15 protein-coding genes and 1 pseudogene are annotated in these 16,810 nt (G+C 65.4%); 4 read left to right on the top strand and 12 right to left on the bottom strand.

Features of this window, described 5'->3' with window-relative positions:
* Positions 1–25 precede the first annotated feature (25 nt).
* Both N415_RS15540 and N415_RS15535 read left to right on the top strand, forming a co-directional pair.
* Positions 26–1,186, top strand: coding sequence for a thiolase (locus tag N415_RS15540; protein WP_068183366.1), 1,161 nt, complete (start codon positions 26–28; stop codon positions 1,184–1,186).
* A gap of 16 nt (positions 1,187–1,202) precedes the next feature.
* Positions 1,203–2,018: an enoyl-CoA hydratase-related protein gene (locus N415_RS15535; RefSeq protein ID WP_068183363.1), complete on the top strand. Its 816-nt coding sequence runs from the start codon at positions 1,203–1,205 to the stop codon at positions 2,016–2,018.
* A 138-nt stretch (positions 2,019–2,156) separates the two neighbouring features.
* Here the strand turns inward: N415_RS15535 and N415_RS15530 are convergent, their stop codons facing one another.
* The 9 genes and pseudogenes from N415_RS15530 to N415_RS15490 all read right to left on the bottom strand — a co-directional run bounded on the left by N415_RS15530 (position 2,157) and on the right by N415_RS15490 (position 11,707).
* A complete protein-coding gene (locus N415_RS15530; RefSeq protein ID WP_068183360.1) occupies positions 2,157–3,149 on the bottom strand; it encodes an acyl-CoA dehydrogenase family protein in 993 nt (330 codons plus the stop codon).
* Positions 3,146–4,330, bottom strand: coding sequence for an acyl-CoA dehydrogenase family protein (locus tag N415_RS15525; protein ID WP_081665280.1), 1,185 nt, complete (start codon positions 4,328–4,330; stop codon positions 3,146–3,148). The genes N415_RS15530 and N415_RS15525 overlap by 4 nt, the downstream gene beginning before the upstream one ends.
* 183 nt (positions 4,331–4,513) lie before the next feature.
* Positions 4,514–4,692 (bottom strand): annotated as a pseudogene (locus N415_RS15520) (short-chain dehydrogenase); the annotation flags it as partial.
* A 101-nt stretch (positions 4,693–4,793) separates the two neighbouring features.
* Positions 4,794–5,924 (bottom strand): acetyl-CoA hydrolase/transferase C-terminal domain-containing protein, encoded by a 1,131-nt coding sequence (locus N415_RS15515; RefSeq protein WP_068183354.1) that lies wholly within the window; start codon positions 5,922–5,924, stop codon positions 4,794–4,796.
* 53 nt (positions 5,925–5,977) lie between these two features.
* Complete coding sequence (locus N415_RS15510; RefSeq protein ID WP_239645568.1) at positions 5,978–7,111, bottom strand: acyl-CoA dehydrogenase family protein; 1,134 nt, start codon at positions 7,109–7,111, stop codon at positions 5,978–5,980.
* Entirely contained in the window at positions 7,108–8,223 is a 1,116-nt protein-coding gene (locus N415_RS32740) for an acyl-CoA dehydrogenase family protein (protein ID WP_239645576.1), read from the bottom strand. The genes N415_RS15510 and N415_RS32740 overlap by 4 nt, the downstream gene beginning before the upstream one ends.
* 390 nt (positions 8,224–8,613) lie before the next feature.
* Positions 8,614–9,768 carry a thiolase family protein gene (locus N415_RS15500; RefSeq protein ID WP_068183345.1) on the bottom strand — a complete coding sequence of 385 codons (1,155 nt, stop codon included), beginning with the start codon at positions 9,766–9,768 and terminating at the stop codon, positions 8,614–8,616.
* 341 nt (positions 9,769–10,109) lie between these two features.
* Positions 10,110–10,892 carry an enoyl-CoA hydratase-related protein gene (locus N415_RS15495; protein WP_161630317.1) on the bottom strand — a complete coding sequence of 261 codons (783 nt, stop codon included), beginning with the start codon at positions 10,890–10,892 and terminating at the stop codon, positions 10,110–10,112.
* The gene (locus N415_RS15490; protein ID WP_068183342.1) at positions 10,889–11,707 is read right to left on the bottom strand and encodes an enoyl-CoA hydratase/isomerase family protein; all 819 of its coding nucleotides are present in this window, start codon (positions 11,705–11,707) and stop codon (positions 10,889–10,891) included. Before N415_RS15490 ends, N415_RS15495 begins: the two co-directional genes overlap by 4 nt.
* A 396-nt stretch (positions 11,708–12,103) precedes the next feature.
* Here N415_RS15490 and N415_RS15485 point away from each other — a divergent pair, with 396 nt between their 5' ends.
* The gene (locus N415_RS15485; RefSeq protein ID WP_068183340.1) at positions 12,104–13,027 is read left to right on the top strand and encodes an SDR family NAD(P)-dependent oxidoreductase; all 924 of its coding nucleotides are present in this window, start codon (positions 12,104–12,106) and stop codon (positions 13,025–13,027) included.
* Positions 13,028–13,123: 96 nt separating this feature from the next.
* On the opposite strand, the gene N415_RS15480 is transcribed toward N415_RS15485, so the two are convergent.
* The 3 genes from N415_RS15480 to N415_RS15470 all read right to left on the bottom strand — a co-directional run bounded on the left by N415_RS15480 (position 13,124) and on the right by N415_RS15470 (position 15,934).
* A complete protein-coding gene (locus N415_RS15480; RefSeq protein ID WP_068183337.1) occupies positions 13,124–13,879 on the bottom strand; it encodes an SDR family oxidoreductase in 756 nt (251 codons plus the stop codon).
* A 496-nt stretch (positions 13,880–14,375) separates the two neighbouring features.
* The gene (locus N415_RS15475) at positions 14,376–14,885 is read right to left on the bottom strand and encodes a MaoC/PaaZ C-terminal domain-containing protein (RefSeq protein WP_239645567.1); all 510 of its coding nucleotides are present in this window, start codon (positions 14,883–14,885) and stop codon (positions 14,376–14,378) included.
* Between the two features lie 11 nt (positions 14,886–14,896).
* Complete coding sequence (locus N415_RS15470; RefSeq protein WP_068183331.1) at positions 14,897–15,934, bottom strand: TIGR03617 family F420-dependent LLM class oxidoreductase; 1,038 nt, start codon at positions 15,932–15,934, stop codon at positions 14,897–14,899.
* A gap of 104 nt (positions 15,935–16,038) precedes the next feature.
* On the opposite strand from N415_RS15470, the gene N415_RS15465 reads away from it, so the two are divergent.
* Positions 16,039–16,809: an FCD domain-containing protein gene (locus N415_RS15465; RefSeq protein ID WP_068183327.1), complete on the top strand. Its 771-nt coding sequence runs from the start codon at positions 16,039–16,041 to the stop codon at positions 16,807–16,809.
* Position 16,810: the final 1 nt, after the last annotated feature.

The raw sequence follows: 16,810 nt of genomic DNA, 5'->3' as shown, positions 1-16,810 counted from the left end.
ACCAACAAACTTAGGGAGTTCCTGCATGAGGAACGTCGCGATCGTCGGCGCCGGTATGACGCCCTTCGGCGAGCATTTCGGCCTGGGAATCAAGGATCTGTTGCCGATGGCCTACGCCGAAGCGGTCGCGCACGTGGACAAGGGCATCGACCGCTCCGACATTCAGGCCGCCTGGTTCGGCGAGTTGACCACGACCGACGGTTTTCCCTCGGGAATCCTCGCCGACACACTCGACCTTACCGACATCCCGGTCACCCGCGTCGAAAATGCCTGTGCCACAGGCAATGATGCCATTCGCAACGGCGCCATCGCGGTGGCGTCTGGGTTGTATGATGTGGTATTGGTGGTCGGCGCCGACAAGGTCCGCGAAACGGCTACCAACGTCACGTTCTGGGAGTGGGGCACGCTGACCCGAGATGTCGCATGGGACTACCCACTCGGTTTGATCGCGCCGGCGAATTTCGCGCTGCACGTCGCTCGCTACCTGCATGAGTCGCCGGCGACCAGGGAGCACATGGCTATGGTGGCGGTCAAGAATCACTTCCATGCCCTGAAAAACCCCAAAGCCCAACTGCGCTACGAGATTACCGTTGAGCAGGCAATGACCGCGCCGATGGTTGCGGACCCGTTCGGCGTGTATGACTGCACGCCGCAAAGCGACGGCGCCGCGGCGCTGATCCTGGCCGCCGAGGACGTCGTGGACCGCTACACGGCCCGGCCGGTGTGGGTGCGCGGGTTCGGGATTGGCATGGACCGCGTTATGCACCAGCATAAGAAGGATATGACCACGTTTCCGCCCACCGTGCGGGCCGCCAAGGCGGCGATGGCGATGGCGGGTGTCACCCCGGCTGACATCGACGTCGCCGAGGTCCACGATTGCTTTACCGGCGTGGAGCTGATCAACTACGAGGACCTGGGTTTTGCGAACCGCTTCGAGGCGCACAAACTGGTCGAGGCATGCGAGACTTACGTCGGCGGTTCTATCCCGGTCAATCCGAGCGGCGGCCTGAAGGCGAAGGGCCACCCGCCGGGGGCTACCGGCGTCGCTCAGTGCTATGAACTGTTCAACCAGTTGCGCGGCGAGGCCGAAAATCAGGTCGGCGGCGCGCGAATCGGGTTAGCACACAACGTCGGCGGACCGACCGCGGTCGCCGCGGTCACCATCCTTTCCAGCGATAAGAATTGACAGGAAAAATAAAGATATGACGACTTCTCAGATCTCGACGCTGGCCGGCTACGAGGACTTCGCGCCGTCGCTGTTGGTGGAAAAGCGGGGCTCCGTACATGTCGTCAGCATCAACCGACCGGAGGCATTCAACGCCGTCGACGAGCAGGTACACGAGGCGCTGACCGGGATTTGGCGGGTGCTCGCCAACGACGATGATGTGCGCGCGGTGGTTACCACCGGGGCGGGCGGCAAGGCCTTCTCGGCCGGCGGCGACATGGTGATGTTCCAGCGGCTGATCAAAGACCCCAACGCGCGGGCCCGGCAAATTGCCGATGCCCGAATGGTTTTCATGGAAGTGATCAACTTCGGTAAACCACTTGTGTCGGCGGTCAAAGGCGCCGCCGTGGGTCTGGGCTGCTCGCTTGCACTGCTGTCGGATCTGCTGGTGATGGGGGAGAGCAGCTATCTGGCCGACCCGCACGTCGCCGTGGGTCTCACCGCCGGTGATGGCGGCGCGGCGATGCTGCCACTGCTCGTCGGGATGATGAAGGCGAAGGAATACGTGCTTTTCGGCGACAAGATCACCGCCTCGATCGCCAAGGACCTCAACCTCGTCACCCGCGTAGTGCCGGACGACAAGGTCCTCGACGAAGCGCTGGGTCTCGCTGAGCGGTTGGCCGGGCTGCCCGCACAGGCCGTGCAATCGACGAAGTCGGCGATGAACCTACACCTGTCCCGTGCCGCGCTGGGGGTGCTCGAATATGCGCTCGCCGCCGAGTACACCTCTTTTACCACGGAGGAGTTCAAGGATCGGGTTGCCGCGTTCCTGGCGCGCTCGAACAAGGCTTAGTTGGCGGCGGTGGTTCCTTCCAAAAGCAACACATCAGCTACATGAGTACCGCGAGCCGACCATAAGGCGATCTCCATTTGCGATATCACCGGCGCTATGACAGATGAAGGTGACCTATTGGTCAGTCGCGCGACGCAATTACGTTGTTAGATCCGTAGCCCCCCAGCAGGTGATCGTGGGTAGCGCGCGTCCGGGTGCGTACGTGTCGAAGAGGCGGTCTGCCAGGAGGGCCTCGAGGTATTGGTAGGACCCGCACAGCGCGTCGATTTGGAACCCCCGCGCAACGTAGCGGTGCAAGTCGTGTTCGGAGCTCAATCCGATTGCGCCACACACTTGCTGTGCGGCGTCGCACACCTGGCGATGGGCACGACCCGCGACCGCCTTGGCGGCCAGCGCCGCCAGCTGCTCGCCGTAGCGCCACGACGCCGCGAGTAACGCGCGGGCGCCTTCCAGGCTGGCCGATGCGCTCGCCAGCAGGTGCCGGGGAGCCTGGAAAGAGCCGATTGGTGCTCCGAACTGGACGCGAACCTGCGCATGTTGCACCGCAATTCGGAGCGCCTGGTCGGCGAGCGCGACGAGTTCGGTGGCCACCGCGCGGTGCGCGGCGGCCATCGCACGGTTCCACTCGGCTGTGGCGTCGACGAGTGGGCCCGTCAATGGTCCGCTCACGCGCGTCCAGTAAACCGAGGGATCGAAGGTGTCCATGCGTACGGCGTCCAGCCGCCCGGCGTCGACGACACCCACGGAAACGGCGCCCAGCAGTCCCGGAACGGGCACCACCAGGAGCCCGCGTGCGGGCCCCATGACTATTCCTTTCATCACGCCGTCGCCGGATTGTGGGACATCGCCGGCCGGAAGGTCGGGGAGCACGACCCCGTCGGCGGGCTCGTCGAGGCGGGCCGCCAACTCGGCGAGCATGACCCGATCCAGACAGTCGGTCTGGGCCAGCGACCGGCCCTGGGCCCGGAACATGAGCTCACAGGCGGCGATGGGGTATTCGGCTTCGATCTCCGACCATCCCAGCTCGGCGAGACGGGGACCGACCGCCACCTGGTCGGCGTTTTTCTCGGCCAGTTCCTCGAACAACCGGAACACCGCCTCTTCGACCATCGGCCACGAGTCGTCGGTCATTTGCAGCTCTCCTTCGGCAACCCGAGCAGGCGATCGGCGACGATGCCCCGCTGGATTTCGGCGGTGCCGCCCATGATGGTCGCCGCGCGTGAGTACCACCAATCCGCTCTCACCTCGTCGAGTTCACTGTGGCTTGCCGCCGCGTCGCCGCCGAGGAAGGCCGCGCGCTGCACATCCAAAATGAGGTCGTTCACATCCTGTTCGGCGGTGGCGAACAACACCTTGTCGACGCTGCTTTCCGGCCCCACGGCTTCGCGTGCGGCCAGTCTTTGCACGGTTCGCGCGCACCGGGCCGATGCCCCGACCACGGCGAGGTAGGTGCGAGCGAACCGCACCCGTTGGGCGGCCGAGGAACCGCGCTCGACCATGTCAGCGCGCAATCGGCCGAGTTGAGTGAACGCCTTGGTCAGCGCGATGTGGCCGTACATGCCGCGTTCGTACTGCATCAGGTACATCGTTACCGCCCAGCCGTTTCCAATGCCGCCGACCACCCGCTGCGTGGGCACTCGCACGTCGTCGAAGAAGACCTCGGCCAGCTCGCGGCGACCGCTGGCCAGGGCGATCGGGCGCACCGTCACGCCGGGACTATCGGCGTCGACGACGAACATGGTCAGTCCCCGGTGGCGGCTGTCGGGACCGCCGGTACGAGCCAAGACGAGCAGCCGCGTGGCCGTCGGGCCCTGGCTGGACCAGATCTTCTGGCCGTTGATCACCAGGCCGCCGGCACCGTCGTCGACGGCTCGCGTCCGCAGGGTCGCCAGATCACTGCCGGACTCGGGTTCCGAGAAGCACTGGCACCACCATTCGAGACCGGCCAGGTAGCGCGGCAGATACTGCGCGGCCAGCTCGGGAGCGAACTCCAACAGGGACTGCCCGATCACCTCCAGGGTCAGGTGCTGTTCGGGCACCCGCAGCATCGCGTGCGACAGTTCCTCGTAGTACACGGCCCGATGGATTTCGCTGCCGCCCAGGCCGCCGGCCTCGGGAGGCCAGCCATAGCGGCTCCAGCCGGCCTCGTGCAGCCGGCCCAGCACCTTCGCATCGAAGGCGATCGCATCCTCGGTGTTGTCGAATGACGCGAACCTCCACTCGTCAGCCCAGTCCAGATCTCGCAGGTAAGCGCGCAGGTCTCGCCGATACTCGGCGATCGCGCCCTCGTAGTCCTTCACGTCCGTGGACAAATGGCGCCTCCTCTCGTTCCGGCGTATCCATCGGCCCGCGATAATTCATTAAACATTTATCTAAATAATAGCCCGCCTGCGGACGGTTCTGAAGGCTCATTGCGCGGGCAGCGGTTGATACGGCTGCGGGAGTCCGCGTGGCAGAGCGGCCAGATTCTGCGGATCACTCGTGAAGAACTCGGCGCTCATCCGCGTCGCGGCCAGCAGGAAATCGCGTTCACGGCCAAGCCATAACGACGCATCTCCATCGCGGTGACGATCGTCAAATTCGCGATCGCGGCTTGGGGGCGCCGTCGGCGCTTTGAACCGACGTTGCCCCACAGCCCGGCACCGGATGTCGTATTGACGATGCGTGCGTCAATCTGGTTGCGTCGCCAGTTCCAGGAATGCGCGCGGCCGATGCCGCGCCAACCTCCGGCGACCAAGACCACCCGCCGTCCGGCGGTCCCGCCATCAATCCTCCTCAGCCACTGAATAATTCGGTAATAAGCTTTTGCCGTCGCGGCCAGTCCGCACCGCGAAGATCGGCGTGGCCGTTCTCGGTCACGATCACATCGACGTCGTGCGCCGGTGTCGATGCCGGACGGCTCAGGCGCTCGACCAGCACACAGCGCCCGCCGACGACCGACGGGACCGCGATGATGGACAGCCCGCCGCGGCTCATCCGCGCCGCGGCGCAGTAGTCGGGGTGGCCACCGATGCCACCAACGGTCTTGTCTCCGACGCCCTCGACGTTGACCTGTCCGAAAGGGTCGATCTCGATCGCGGTGTTCACCGCGATGAACGGCTCACCGCGTGAGAGCCGGGTGATGTCGTGGGTGTGGTCGACGCCGCGCAGGATGGGCCGGCCGTCGGCCCATCGGTAGAGGGTGTCGCTGCCCAGCAGGTAGGTGGCCGAGGGTGTATCGACCAGCAGCCCGCGGCTATCGAGGTCGACCACCGCGTCGGTGAGCAAGCCGGTGTCGATGCGCAGCGGCGTCGTCGCGCGGCGCAGCAGCGCGGTGCACAGCGGACCCGGCCCGTATTGCAGTCGCGCCCCCTCGGGGACAAGGCTCAGCACTGCGTCGGCCAAGGCCTCGTGGACCGGCTCGGGCGGCTTGGCGGGAACGCGCAAGGGCCCGTCGTCTGCTTCCGCGACGACTTGAATCAGGTTCTCGTCCAACGGCTTTCCGGCATCTGCCGTCGGGCCCGAACGGTCGAGGACCGCCAAGGTTTGAACACCGCGGTCGATGAGCCGGCGTTGCCAGGACACCTCGGTGGAAAAGCGCAGCCCACCGTCGCGGCGCACCATCCGGGTGATCAACAGATCGGGCCGCAATGCTCCGCTTAGCAACTTCGGCATGCCCGCGAGGCTCGTCGGGACGAAGCGCGCCGTTGGGCTGCGCAGCACCTCGCGCACCCCCCACCCCGGCATCAAAGCGACCACATCGCAGAAAGCGTTGGGTTCCAGTCCTTCCGGGGCAGACGGCATCCAGCCGAGCACCAGCCGCACGTGGCCTGCCGCGCGGGCCGCCGCGCTGATCACCGCCGCGACGCGGCTGCCGTCTTCGAGTGCGCGAAGTGCCCCGACACCGTCGCCGAGGGCGATTGTCATTCCCGGACGCAGCGATTGCGCCAAGGAGGGCGCCAAACCGGTCAAAGCCACTGTCAGTTGGGCTCTTTCGGCAAACCGAGCACCCGTTCGCCGAGGATGTTGCGCTGGATTTCGCTGGTTCCGCCGAGGATCGTCTGCGCCCTGCCGACCAGCATGTGATGGACGAGCTCGTTGTCGGCCGGGCCGACGCATGCGTCGGGTCCCAGGACGTCGGTAGCCAGATCGCCTAGATCACGGTCGGTCTCCGATGCCATAAGTTTGAGCACGGAATAGGCGGGCGACGACAGGTCACCTGAATCGATCGCGCGTTGCCAGGTGTAGCGCATCAACCACATCCGTGCCCACAACCGTGTCAGCGACCGCGCCAGCACAGGATCGAGGCTGCCGCGATCGCGCGCCGTTTGCACCAGCCGCTCGTGCCGGCGAAACATGCCCACCGCCTGGGAGCCGAGGGTCAGCCGCTCCCGACCGAGCGTCAACAACGCAACCTCCCAGCCCTGCCCGACCTCGCCGATGAGTGAGTCGTGCGGCAACTGCGCGCCGTCGAAGAAGACTTCGTTGAACTTGCTTTCCCCATCGATCTGTTCCAGCGGCCTGGTGGTCACGCCGTCGATATGCATGGGCATGATGAACATCGACAGGCCCCGGTACCGGTCCGGTCCGGTGCGCGCCAACAGAATTCCGTAATCGGCCGACGCTGCCGCCGAACTCCATACCTTCTGGCCCTCGATGCACCAACCGCTGTCGGTCTTTTCGGCACGGGTGCGAACACCCGCAAGGTCCGAACCCGCGCCCGGTTCGGAGAACAGCTGGCACCACACGTGGTCGCCGAGCCGGATCGGCTCCAGATACCGGCGCTTCTGCTCGTCGCTGCCAAACCGGATCAGTACGGGGCCGACGAGGTCCGGGCCGGCGATGCTGAGCTGGCGGGGGACACTTGCGTTCGTGCACTCTTCGGCGAAGATGGCTTGCACAGCGACCGGTGCGTCCGCCCCACCGTGCTCACGTGGCCAATGCAGGCAGGTGTAGCCATGGTCGGCCAGGTAGCGATGCCATTGTCGGCCCGGTTCAATGTCGGCCACGGCGGGTGTCGGTCCGTAGTCGCGCAGCCCCGCCGGCTTGGGAGCATGGTCCAAAAAGTTGCGGATCTCCACCCGGACAGCGTCGAGTTCGTCTGCTGCGATCACGCCAGCTTCGCCTCGATCGCGAGCCGGTCCCAATGATGCCCGGGCGCCCCGAACAGCACCTCGTCGGTGCGGGCCCGCTTGACATACAGGTGGGCCGAGTCCTCCCAGGTGTAGCCGATGCCGCCATGAATCTGCAGGTTGGCGTGCGCAGCGCTGCGCAGGGCCTCCGAGCAGACCGCCTTTGCCATGCTCGCGCGCCAGCTCAGCTCGCCGTCGTCGGCAGACTGCAGCGCGGCCTGCGCGGCGGACCGGGCGAACTCCAGGTCCACGAGCATGTCCGCGCAGCGGTGCTTGATCGCCTGGAAGCTGCCGATCGGCCTGCCGAATTGCTGGCGGGTGCGCGCGTAGTCGGTCGCGATCTCGAGCAGGCGTTCGCATGCTCCCACCTGTTCGGCCGACAGCACGGCCAACGTTCGTTGTAGACAGCATTCAATGACGGCGTCCGCCGGACCGTCGCTCAGCCGGACCGCCGGTGCCGACGAGAAACCGATGGTTGCCATCGGTCGGGTACCGTCGAGCACGCGTTCCAGGCGAACCGCGACGCCGTCGCTCGTCGCGTCGAGCAGGAAAATTTCGGGTTGGCCGTCGACATTGCCGACGACCAGGAGCACATCGGCCGCCGCGCCGCCCAGAACATGGCGGACCTCACCGTCGATCGCCCAGGTCGCGTCCCGCTGGCGAGCGGTCAGCGTCACGGCATTGCGGTGCCATCCGCCACCATCGCCACAGATCGCCGCGGCAGCAGTGCATTCGCCCGCGGCCAGTGCGGCAAGTTGCTCCGCGGCCAATCCGGGATTGCTATTCACAATCAAGCCGGTGGCCAGCACCGACGGGACGAACGGCACCGGGGCCAACGCACGCCCCAGCTCGTGCGCGACGACCCCGAGGGCGCTTGTGCCATAGCCGGCGCCACCGAGCTCTTCGGGCAGCGCGATGGCGAGTACCCCTACCTGCGCGCACAGTGCCTGCCACAACGGGGCAGCGAAGCCGCGGTACCTACCCGTTTCCTTGAACGCCACGGCGCGGAGGCGTTCTTCTGGGCAGAGCCGGGTGCAGGCGGCGCGTACAGACTGCGCCAGCTCGCGACTCTCCTCGGCCGAGAGATTCGCGATCATCGGCTCCCCCCTACATCGACCGTGCGCACTGAGGACTGGTCACCTTTCCGCGCCCAAGGCGGCGGTCCTGGGAAGCCGCTGACCTCTGGTCACAGAATAGCTAAATATTTAGTCAATTAATAGCACCCGGGTTGGCCGTGCGATGTGATGTTGACGCCGAACGGGTTGGTCGGTTACCCACGGGCCGGGCGATGAGCGCATTCGTCATGGCACTCGAGCCCGGCAGTACCGCCACGCCGCCGACTGGGGAGGCGATGAGCGATTGTCGCGTCCCCGCCACCGCCGCGCCGCGGCGCTGACCGGTCAGGCGCTGGTTCCCGACGGCGGCTTCCTGATGCGTTGAGAGCCTTGCATTTCGAGGCAGTGTAATGCGGCGAGGGGCGGTGGTCAGCGGCTCAAGATGGCCACCGCGGCGGCGCCGGGCGCGCCGTAGAGCTGGGCCAGCGCGACCGTCGGATCGTTCGGCACCTGGCGGTCACCGGCCGTACCGCGCAGTTGCTGCACGAGTTCGTAGACCTGCCGCAGGCCGGACGCGCCGATGGGCTCGCCGTTGGCGATCAGGCCGCCATCGGTGTTGACCGGGACGCGGCCGCCGATCTGGGTAGCCCCGTCGGCGATCATCTGCTCCTGCTCGCCGTCCTTGCACAGGCCGGTCTCGGCCATGTGAATCGCCTCAGAGCCGGCGTCGGTGTCCTGCAGTTGGGCCACGTCGATGTCTTCCGGACCGATACCGGCTTCTTCGTAGGCCGCCGCGGCCGCTTCAGCGGTCGTGCCCGGAACAATGGGCAGCTCGATCGACGTGCGCATTAGCTCGAACGAGCCCTCGCGGCGGCTGCGCATCTGGCTGGCGCGCAGGTAGATGGGGGTGTCGGTGTACTTCTTGGCGACGTCGGCGCGGCACAGCACCGCCGCGGCAGCGCCCTCGTTCGGGTTGCAGTACATGTACTGGCGCAGCGGAGCGTTGACCAACGGCGACGCCAGGATTGCATCGGCGCTCATCGCCTTGCGGCGCCACGCGTGCGGTGCCAGGACGCCGTTGGAGAAATTCTTCTCGGCGATCTTGGCCAGGGTGCGCTCGGTGATTCCGTGGTCGTGCATGTAGCGCATGATCTTGTAGCCGAAGTAGTGCGTGGTCAGGAACATGCCCTGGTCGCCATACCATTGCGGCAACCCCGACACCGACGGGTCCGCACCAAAGGCGCCCCTTGGATGCTTGTCCAGCCCAACGGCGACGGCCAGTTCGGCCTCACCGATCGCCACGTCGTGGGCGGCCAGTGTGAGCAGGGCATTTCCGGTCGCGCAACCCGTGAGTGCCGAGCGTGCGGGGATGCCGGTCATGCCGACGAGCCCCGTCACCGCTTCTGGGTTGGCCACCTCCAAGCTTCCGGCGTACAGGCTTTGGATCTGGCCCCACTCGACCCCGGCGTCGCGCAGTGCCCGGATGATCGCCACCGTTCCCATTTCCAGCGCCGAACGGTCCTCGTAGCGGCCGAACGGATGAATGCCGACACCGATGATGGCGACCTCTGCAGAACTACTCACGGCGCTCCTTCGGTCGAGGTTGTCGTCCTACAAATGAATAACTATATATCGGTTTAAAAACAGCAGTCGAGCCGCCCCCCGGATGTCGGCGCGCCTGCCCTCGCGAACTCTTCGGCGATGACAACCTGCTGAAATTCGACATCTCCCAACCGCCGTTCTGCTTCGGCCAGCCGGTGCGAGATAGCCGTGCTACGCGAGGACACCACGCCACCGTTCGGTGAACTCGAGCGCCTCGGAGCGCGCCAATTCCCGCCCAATCGTCGGGCAAGTGCTCGCTGAGGACTGCCCGCACTTCGGTGCGAAAAGCCCCTGCTCCGGGCGGAAACCGTGGATCCATAGGTCTACCGTCCTAAAAACTTTGGAGGTCGCTTCTCGACGAACGCGGCAAAGCCTTCGTGTCCATCGGAGGTGTCGAACAGGTCCGCGACCACGTCCCGCTCCCGCTCGATGCCCTCGGCAATGCCCAATTGCGGCGTGCTGCGCAACAGCGCCTTAGCGGCCGCGGGCACCTGGGCACTGCCGGCCGTGAACTGGCGCGCCACCTCCGCGGCGGTGTCCAGCAATGTCGCCGCGTCGGTCAGCCGGTTCACAAGACCGAGTTGGTAGCCGCGCTCGCCTGTGATGGCGTTGCCCAACGCCAGCATCTCCAGGGCCACGCCGCGCGGCACCAGACGCGGAAGCCGTTGCGTACCACCGGCCCCCGGAAGGACGCCGAGTTTGGCTTCGGGCAGGCCCAGTTTGGTGTCGGGCGTCGCGATCCTGAAATCGCATGCCATCGCCAGCTCTAGCCCGCCGCCGAGCGCCGCGCCGTGCACCGCGGCGATCACGGGTAGCTCGCTGTTGGCCATGGCGTCGAGAGCGTCGGTGAAGCCGCGGATGAATGATTCGAAGTCGCCGCGCCCTGAAAAACTCCGAATCTCCTCGATATCAGCACCGGCGGAAAACACCCGCCCCGCACCGTGCAGCAGCACCGCGCCGACCGACGGCGTCCTTTCGAATTCGCGCACCGCTTCCGCAATCTCGGTGTACGTCCTGGTGCCGATGGCGTTGAGCCGGTCGGCGCCGTCGAGCCGCACCCAGCCCACGTCGTCCTGAACCCAATGGGTGATACCAGTGGCCGTCACAGCGGCGCCTTGAATGGGATGCCGGTAAAGCGTGGGGCGCGTTTCTCGCGGTGTGCGGCGAGCCCCTCCCGAACCTCGGGTCCCCCGAAACCGATGAACTCCAACCCGAGGGACGCCTCGAATGCCGGCGCGAATTGGCGGTACCAGTGGTTGAGGCTGTGTTTCGTCCACCGGATCGCCGATTGTGCACCCGCCGCAAGCTCGGCGGCGATCCTGGTCGCTTCGGTGATTACGTCCGCGTCGTCAACGCATTTCGACACCACCCCGATGCGCTCGGCCTCCTCGCCGAGTAACGGTTCGCACGTCAGCAGGTAGTACTTCGCCTTGGCCATCCCGGCCAACAGCGGCCAGCAGATCGCGGCGTGATCACCGGCCGCGACCCCCAGTCGGGTGTGTCCGTCGATGATCTTGGCGGCGCGCCCCACCACCGAGATGTCGGCGAGCATCGCAACTACCAAACCGGCCCCGACGGCCGGCCCGAGCACCGCCGAAATGACCGGCTTGCTGAAGTTGACCAGGTTCAACACGATGTCGCGGGCCTCGCGCATAATCCGGATGCGGCTCGCATAGTCGTTGATCATCTCGTCGAGCAGGTCGAAATTGCCCCCCGACGAGAACGCCTTGCCCTCGCCCCGCACCAGCACCGCGCGAACGGTCTCGTCACGCTCGACGGCCGGCCACACGTCGGCGAGGTCTCGGTGCATCTGTGGCCCAACCGAATTCAGGCCTGGGGCCGCGAGCACAATGTGGAGCACCCCGTCGTCCGCGGGTCGCTCAAAACGTAGGCTGGGAAACTCGTCGTACCAGGTGGCCATCGGTCTGTCTGCTGCCTTCCGGAGTAGGAGGTTCGGGGCATCACGTCTATCATGCATGATATAGTTAAATCATTATCTAATAATTCGGAGGTAGCGCCGTGCCGGATGTGGTGATCGTCGAGGCCGTCCGGTCCGCCGTCGAAGCCAACACGCCCGGGTTGACTCGTTCGCCGTTGAATATATGGATCAGACCCGACAGCTCTGCGCTGACACGTATCTGTATACCTGCGGAGAACACATCAGATTCATGGCGGCATCGGGTTCACCTGGGAGCATTCGGCGCACCTCTACCTGAAGCGCGCCAAGAACACGCAGCGTTCCTGGGCGGCTCGGACTTTCATCGGGAGCGACTGGCCGACCTCATCGGAATTTGACGGTTAGATAGGAGAATTCGCAGTGGGTTTACTCGATGGCAGGGTGGCGATCGTCACCGGTGCGGCGCGAGGATTGGGTCGCGCGCACGCCCTCGGCCTGGCTTCCGAAGGCGCATTCGTCGTGGTCAACGACCCGGGAGTGGGCGGCGACGGATCGGGCGCCGACTCCACTCCGGCCGAGCTCGTCGTGGCGGAGATCGAGAAGCTGGGCGGCCGCGCGGTCGCCAACCTCGACAGTTGCGCCGACTGGGCGGCCGCGGAAGGCCTTGTTGCACAAGCCGTCGAGACATTCGGATCCCTGGACATTTTGGTGAACAATGCCGGCATCCTGCGCGACAAGATGAGCTTCAACTTGACCGAGGACGACTGGGACTCGGTGATCAATGTTCACCTCAAGGGCCACTTCGCGCCGTCGCGCTTCGCCGCGGCCCATTGGCGGGCCCGGGCGAAGGCCGGCAAGGAGGTCTACGGTCGAATCGTCAACACCAGCAGCGAATCCGGCTACCTGGGCCTGGTCGGACAGGTGAACTACGCGACCGCGAAGGCGGGCATCGTCGGCATGACCGCGGCGATGGCCCGCGAGCTCGAACGGATCGGGGTGACCGTCAACGCCATCTCCCCGCGCGCCCGTACCCGGATGACGACGAGTTCGTTTGCGAACTACGGGCAGGTGCAGGAGGGTGCGTTCGACGATAGGGCACCGGAGAACGTCAGCCCGCTGGTGGTATGGCTCGCCAGTCCCGCCGCCGCGCACGTGTCGGGTCAGCTGTTCACCATCTACGGTGGCGACATCGATTTGAAGAGCCAGCCCCAGACCGTCGCTCACCTTTCGGTCGGTGACCGGCGCTGGGCGGTTGAGGACCTGCTGGAGCGCTCCGGCGAATTCTTCTCCGAGGGGCACCTGCCCGGCGTGCCGCCGCTTCCGGCCGGAATCGGCGGCCAATAACTCGCGAGCAGACGCAGAATCGCACTCCGCCAGGCGAATTCCTGCGACTCTGCGTCTGCTGGCGGCCGGTCAGGCCGTGTAGTTAGGCCCGGGTAGTCAGGCCATCGTCAGGCCGCCGCTCACCGAGAGCGTCTGCCCGGTGATGTAGGCGGCCCCGTCGCCCGCGAAGAACACCACCGCGGGCGCAACGTCGTCGGGCGTGCCGATGCGCTTCATCGGCACCGCCCGCTCGAGCGCGTCGTACATGGATTGGCTGCGGTCGGCGACCTGCTTCAGCAACGCCGTATCAGTGGGACCAGGACAAACGGTGTTGACCGTGATTCCCTTGGTGGCGGTTTCGCGGGCGAGCGCCTTGCCGAACGCGATGATCGCGCCCTTGCTGCCCGAATAGACCGCCTCACCAGAGGAACCGACTCGACCGGCGTCCGAGCCGATATGAACGATGCGGCCGTACCGGCGCTCGATCATCCCGTCCAGCACCGCACGGGTCACGATGACGGTGCCCAGGTAGTTGACCGAGACGACCTTTTTCCATGTGTCTTCCGTGGATTCGACGAAGGGCTCGATCTTGTCGATGCCGGCGTTGTTGACCAAGATGTCCACCGGTCCCTGCTCGCCTTCAACGGAGGCGACGACTTCCGCCACGTGGGCGTTGTCGGCGACGTCCATCGCATATCCGGCGATCGTTCCCTTGCCGGCTCCGACTAGTTCGATTGCGAGCCGGCGCGCGGCGTCACCGTCGAGATCGCAGATCGCCACGTTGGCATTCGCCTGGGCCAGATGACGGCAGATCGCACGTCCAATACCGCCAGCTGCGCCCGTGACCAGCGCGGTGCGTCGCTCAAGTGTCATGTTGCGTAACGCCCTTCATTCCGGAAGTGGGGGAGGGAACTTCGATCGGAGTCGACGGGTCCCACGTGGGCGAACCGCGGCGGGCGCTTCTCCGGATAGCTGGTGATGCCTTCGTTGAAGTCTGCGTAATTTCGCAACATGCTCATCCAGTACCGAAGGGCCATTGGCGCGCCTCTTCGTGCGAACTCTCTTGTGCGGCATACACCTGTCGTTCCATCACCCCCATGGCCAGCGGCGAGGAATTCTGGGCCAGGCCTCTGGCATATTCGAGTGTCGTCGAAAACAGTTCGTCCGGTTCGTACACGCGATCGGCCAGTTCTGTAGCCTCGGGCGAGTGGCTGGGATCCGACTCGGCTCGCCTCGCGCCCATCGATCGCCGACCGCCCGCTCGACGCGGACCACCTGCGCGCCCAGATCCGCAAGGAGCGCATGCAGCCGAACGGCGCGGATCGATGCCCGCCAGTTCGAACACCCGGATCCCTTGCAGGGGGCCCATTTACCGTTCGGCTTCCTGGTAGTCGGCGCCACGGATCAGCCGGACCGGCGTGAACACCAAAACCTCTTCGTCGTGCTGATTGCGCACACTTACTCGGGCCGCGACGACGCCGCGTCCGGGCTTGCTCGATGGCCGCGACTCGGTCGTTGTCACGATTGCATGCAGGGTGTCGCCGACATACACCGGCTTCTTCACCGACAGCTCCATGCTCATGAAGGCCAGTCCCGTCCCGTTGAGGACATGGGTCTGCACGATGAGGCCTTCCGCGATGCAGTAGGTCATCGCGCCGGGAACAAGCCGGCCCGTGTATCCACCCGACGCGGCATGGAAGGCGTCGAAAAACAATGCCTCGTTGAAGCCGCCCCACGTGATGAATTGGATGAGATCGGCCTCGGTGACGGTGCGCTTCGCGGTCCGAAAGCTGGTGCCCGGTTTCATTTCCTCCCAGGTCTTGCCCCGGACGAGGGGCTCGACTTCCGAGCTCGGCAAGAAGGGCTCAGTTGCGGTCACAGGCAAGTCGTTCACTGTCGCGACAGGTAGTCGATTGCGGGCTTCCATAAATCTGGTCGGTGGTCGTAGGGTGCGTAGAAGTTGAACCGGTCGACAATGTCGCCGTAACGCTCGGCGATCGCCGCGCCGACACGGTCGGGTTCGGCGACGATCGCGAACTCCGCGAGGACGTCGTCGCCGATCAGGCTGCCCATCCGGGTCCACCGGTCCGAAGCGTCGCTGCGAGACAACGCATTCAGTTCGCGCCCCAGATCCCCCCACCCGTGCAGTTCCAACACGGGGTGGTAGGTGGGGGTGCTGCCGTAGAATGCGATCCGCTCTTTGGCGCTGCGGATCGCCGTCGCCATCTCTTCTTCCGTTTCCCCTGCGGCGACTAGGCCAGACAGGCTGATGGAGAACTTCACCGGGTCCCGTCCGGACTCGGCCAGACCGCGTTTCACGGCGGGCAGCGTCCGCTCTCGCAGGTATCGCGCGGTCGTGAACGGGTGGGGCATAAGGCCATCGCAAACAGCACCCGCGACCTCCGTCATATGCTGGCCCACGGCGGCGAGGTAGACCGGGGGTGGTCCAAACGGCGACGGACGCGGCGAAAAAAAGGGCGTCATCAACGTGTGGGTGTAGAAATCGCCACGAAAATCCAGCCGCTCGCCGGACGCCCATGCCGCCCAGATCGCTCGCAGTGCTTCGATGAACTCGCGCATCCGTGCGGCGGGCCGGCTCCACGGCATGCTGAACCTGCGCTCGATGTGTGGCCGCACCTGACTGCCGAGGCCGAGCACGAACCTGCCCTCGGTGAGGGTTTGGAGATCATAAGCCGTGTAGGCCAGTGACATTGGATTACGGGCAAAAGCGACTGTGATCGCGGTGCCGAGCTGCAGCGTGGATGTGGCCTGTGCCGCGGCGACCAGCGGCAGGAACGGATCATGGGCCGACTCCGCGCTCCACAGCCCGTGGTAGCCGCCGGCTTCGGCCTCTCGGCCCCGCTCGGCGAAGCCACCTACCGATTGTCTGTGGTCATCCGTCCACGTCAGCTTCGTATCGATCTGCACCTCATTATAGTATAATCAGTTAAATATATATGCCAAGTCGCCGCGTCCAGCCGTCGATCTTGTAGGCTGATTATCTCAATGTTCTAACAGATTGTGGGCGGGGTATGGCTGGCGAACGAGCGGATGACCTGGCCGATCGTCGTCTTCACGTGCCCAAGATGGCCGAGGTCATCGTCGATCGGCTCCGGCGCCAGATTGTCCGTGGCGAGTTGGCCGAAGGCGAAGCACTGCCGTCGGAGCAGGAACTGCAGGCGCGTTTCGGCGTATCGCGACCGACCCTTCGGGAGGCGTTTCGAATCCTCGAGGCGGAGTCGTTGATCGCCGTCCGAAGGGGCGCCCACGGGGGCGCGCTGGTGCGGGTGCCGGACACCGACGTCGCTGCGCGGTACGCGGCATTCATCCTCGAGTACCGGGGCACCAGCCTCGCAGATGTCTATGAAGCGCGAATCGTGATCGAACCCGCGGCGGTGGGCTTGTTGGCGACCAGAAGGACTCACGAGGAAATCGTTTGCCTACGCAGGGCCCTGGACGAACACGATTCGCTCGTAAGCCAACCGAAACGGGCAATCCGGACGCATACCGCGTTCCACGCGTTGCTCATCGAGCTCACCGGGAATCAGACTCTGCAGGTGCTCGCAGGAATGATCCAGCGCATCATCGACTTGGCGAACTGGAAACACGTCGAATCGGACGCAGGCAGCGCCGCCCACGCCGCGGCCAGCCGCGACGGGTTGAAGGCGCACCATCGGGTGGTCGACTTGATCGAGGCTCAAGACGAGGCCGGAGCGGCTGAGCTTTGGCGCAAGCACCTGATAGGAGCCCGCGATTATCTCCTGAGGGCCGACGTGAAGACAGTGCTTGACCTGATGGGTTGAA

The sequence above is a fragment of the Mycobacterium sp. UM_CSW genome (genome assembly GCF_000455205.1).
In the GTDB taxonomy this organism is placed as follows: Bacteria; Actinomycetota; Actinomycetes; order Mycobacteriales; family Mycobacteriaceae; genus Mycobacterium.
The sequence above is the reverse complement of the archived record's forward strand: the minus strand, read 5'-3'. Positions and strand labels throughout refer to the sequence as shown.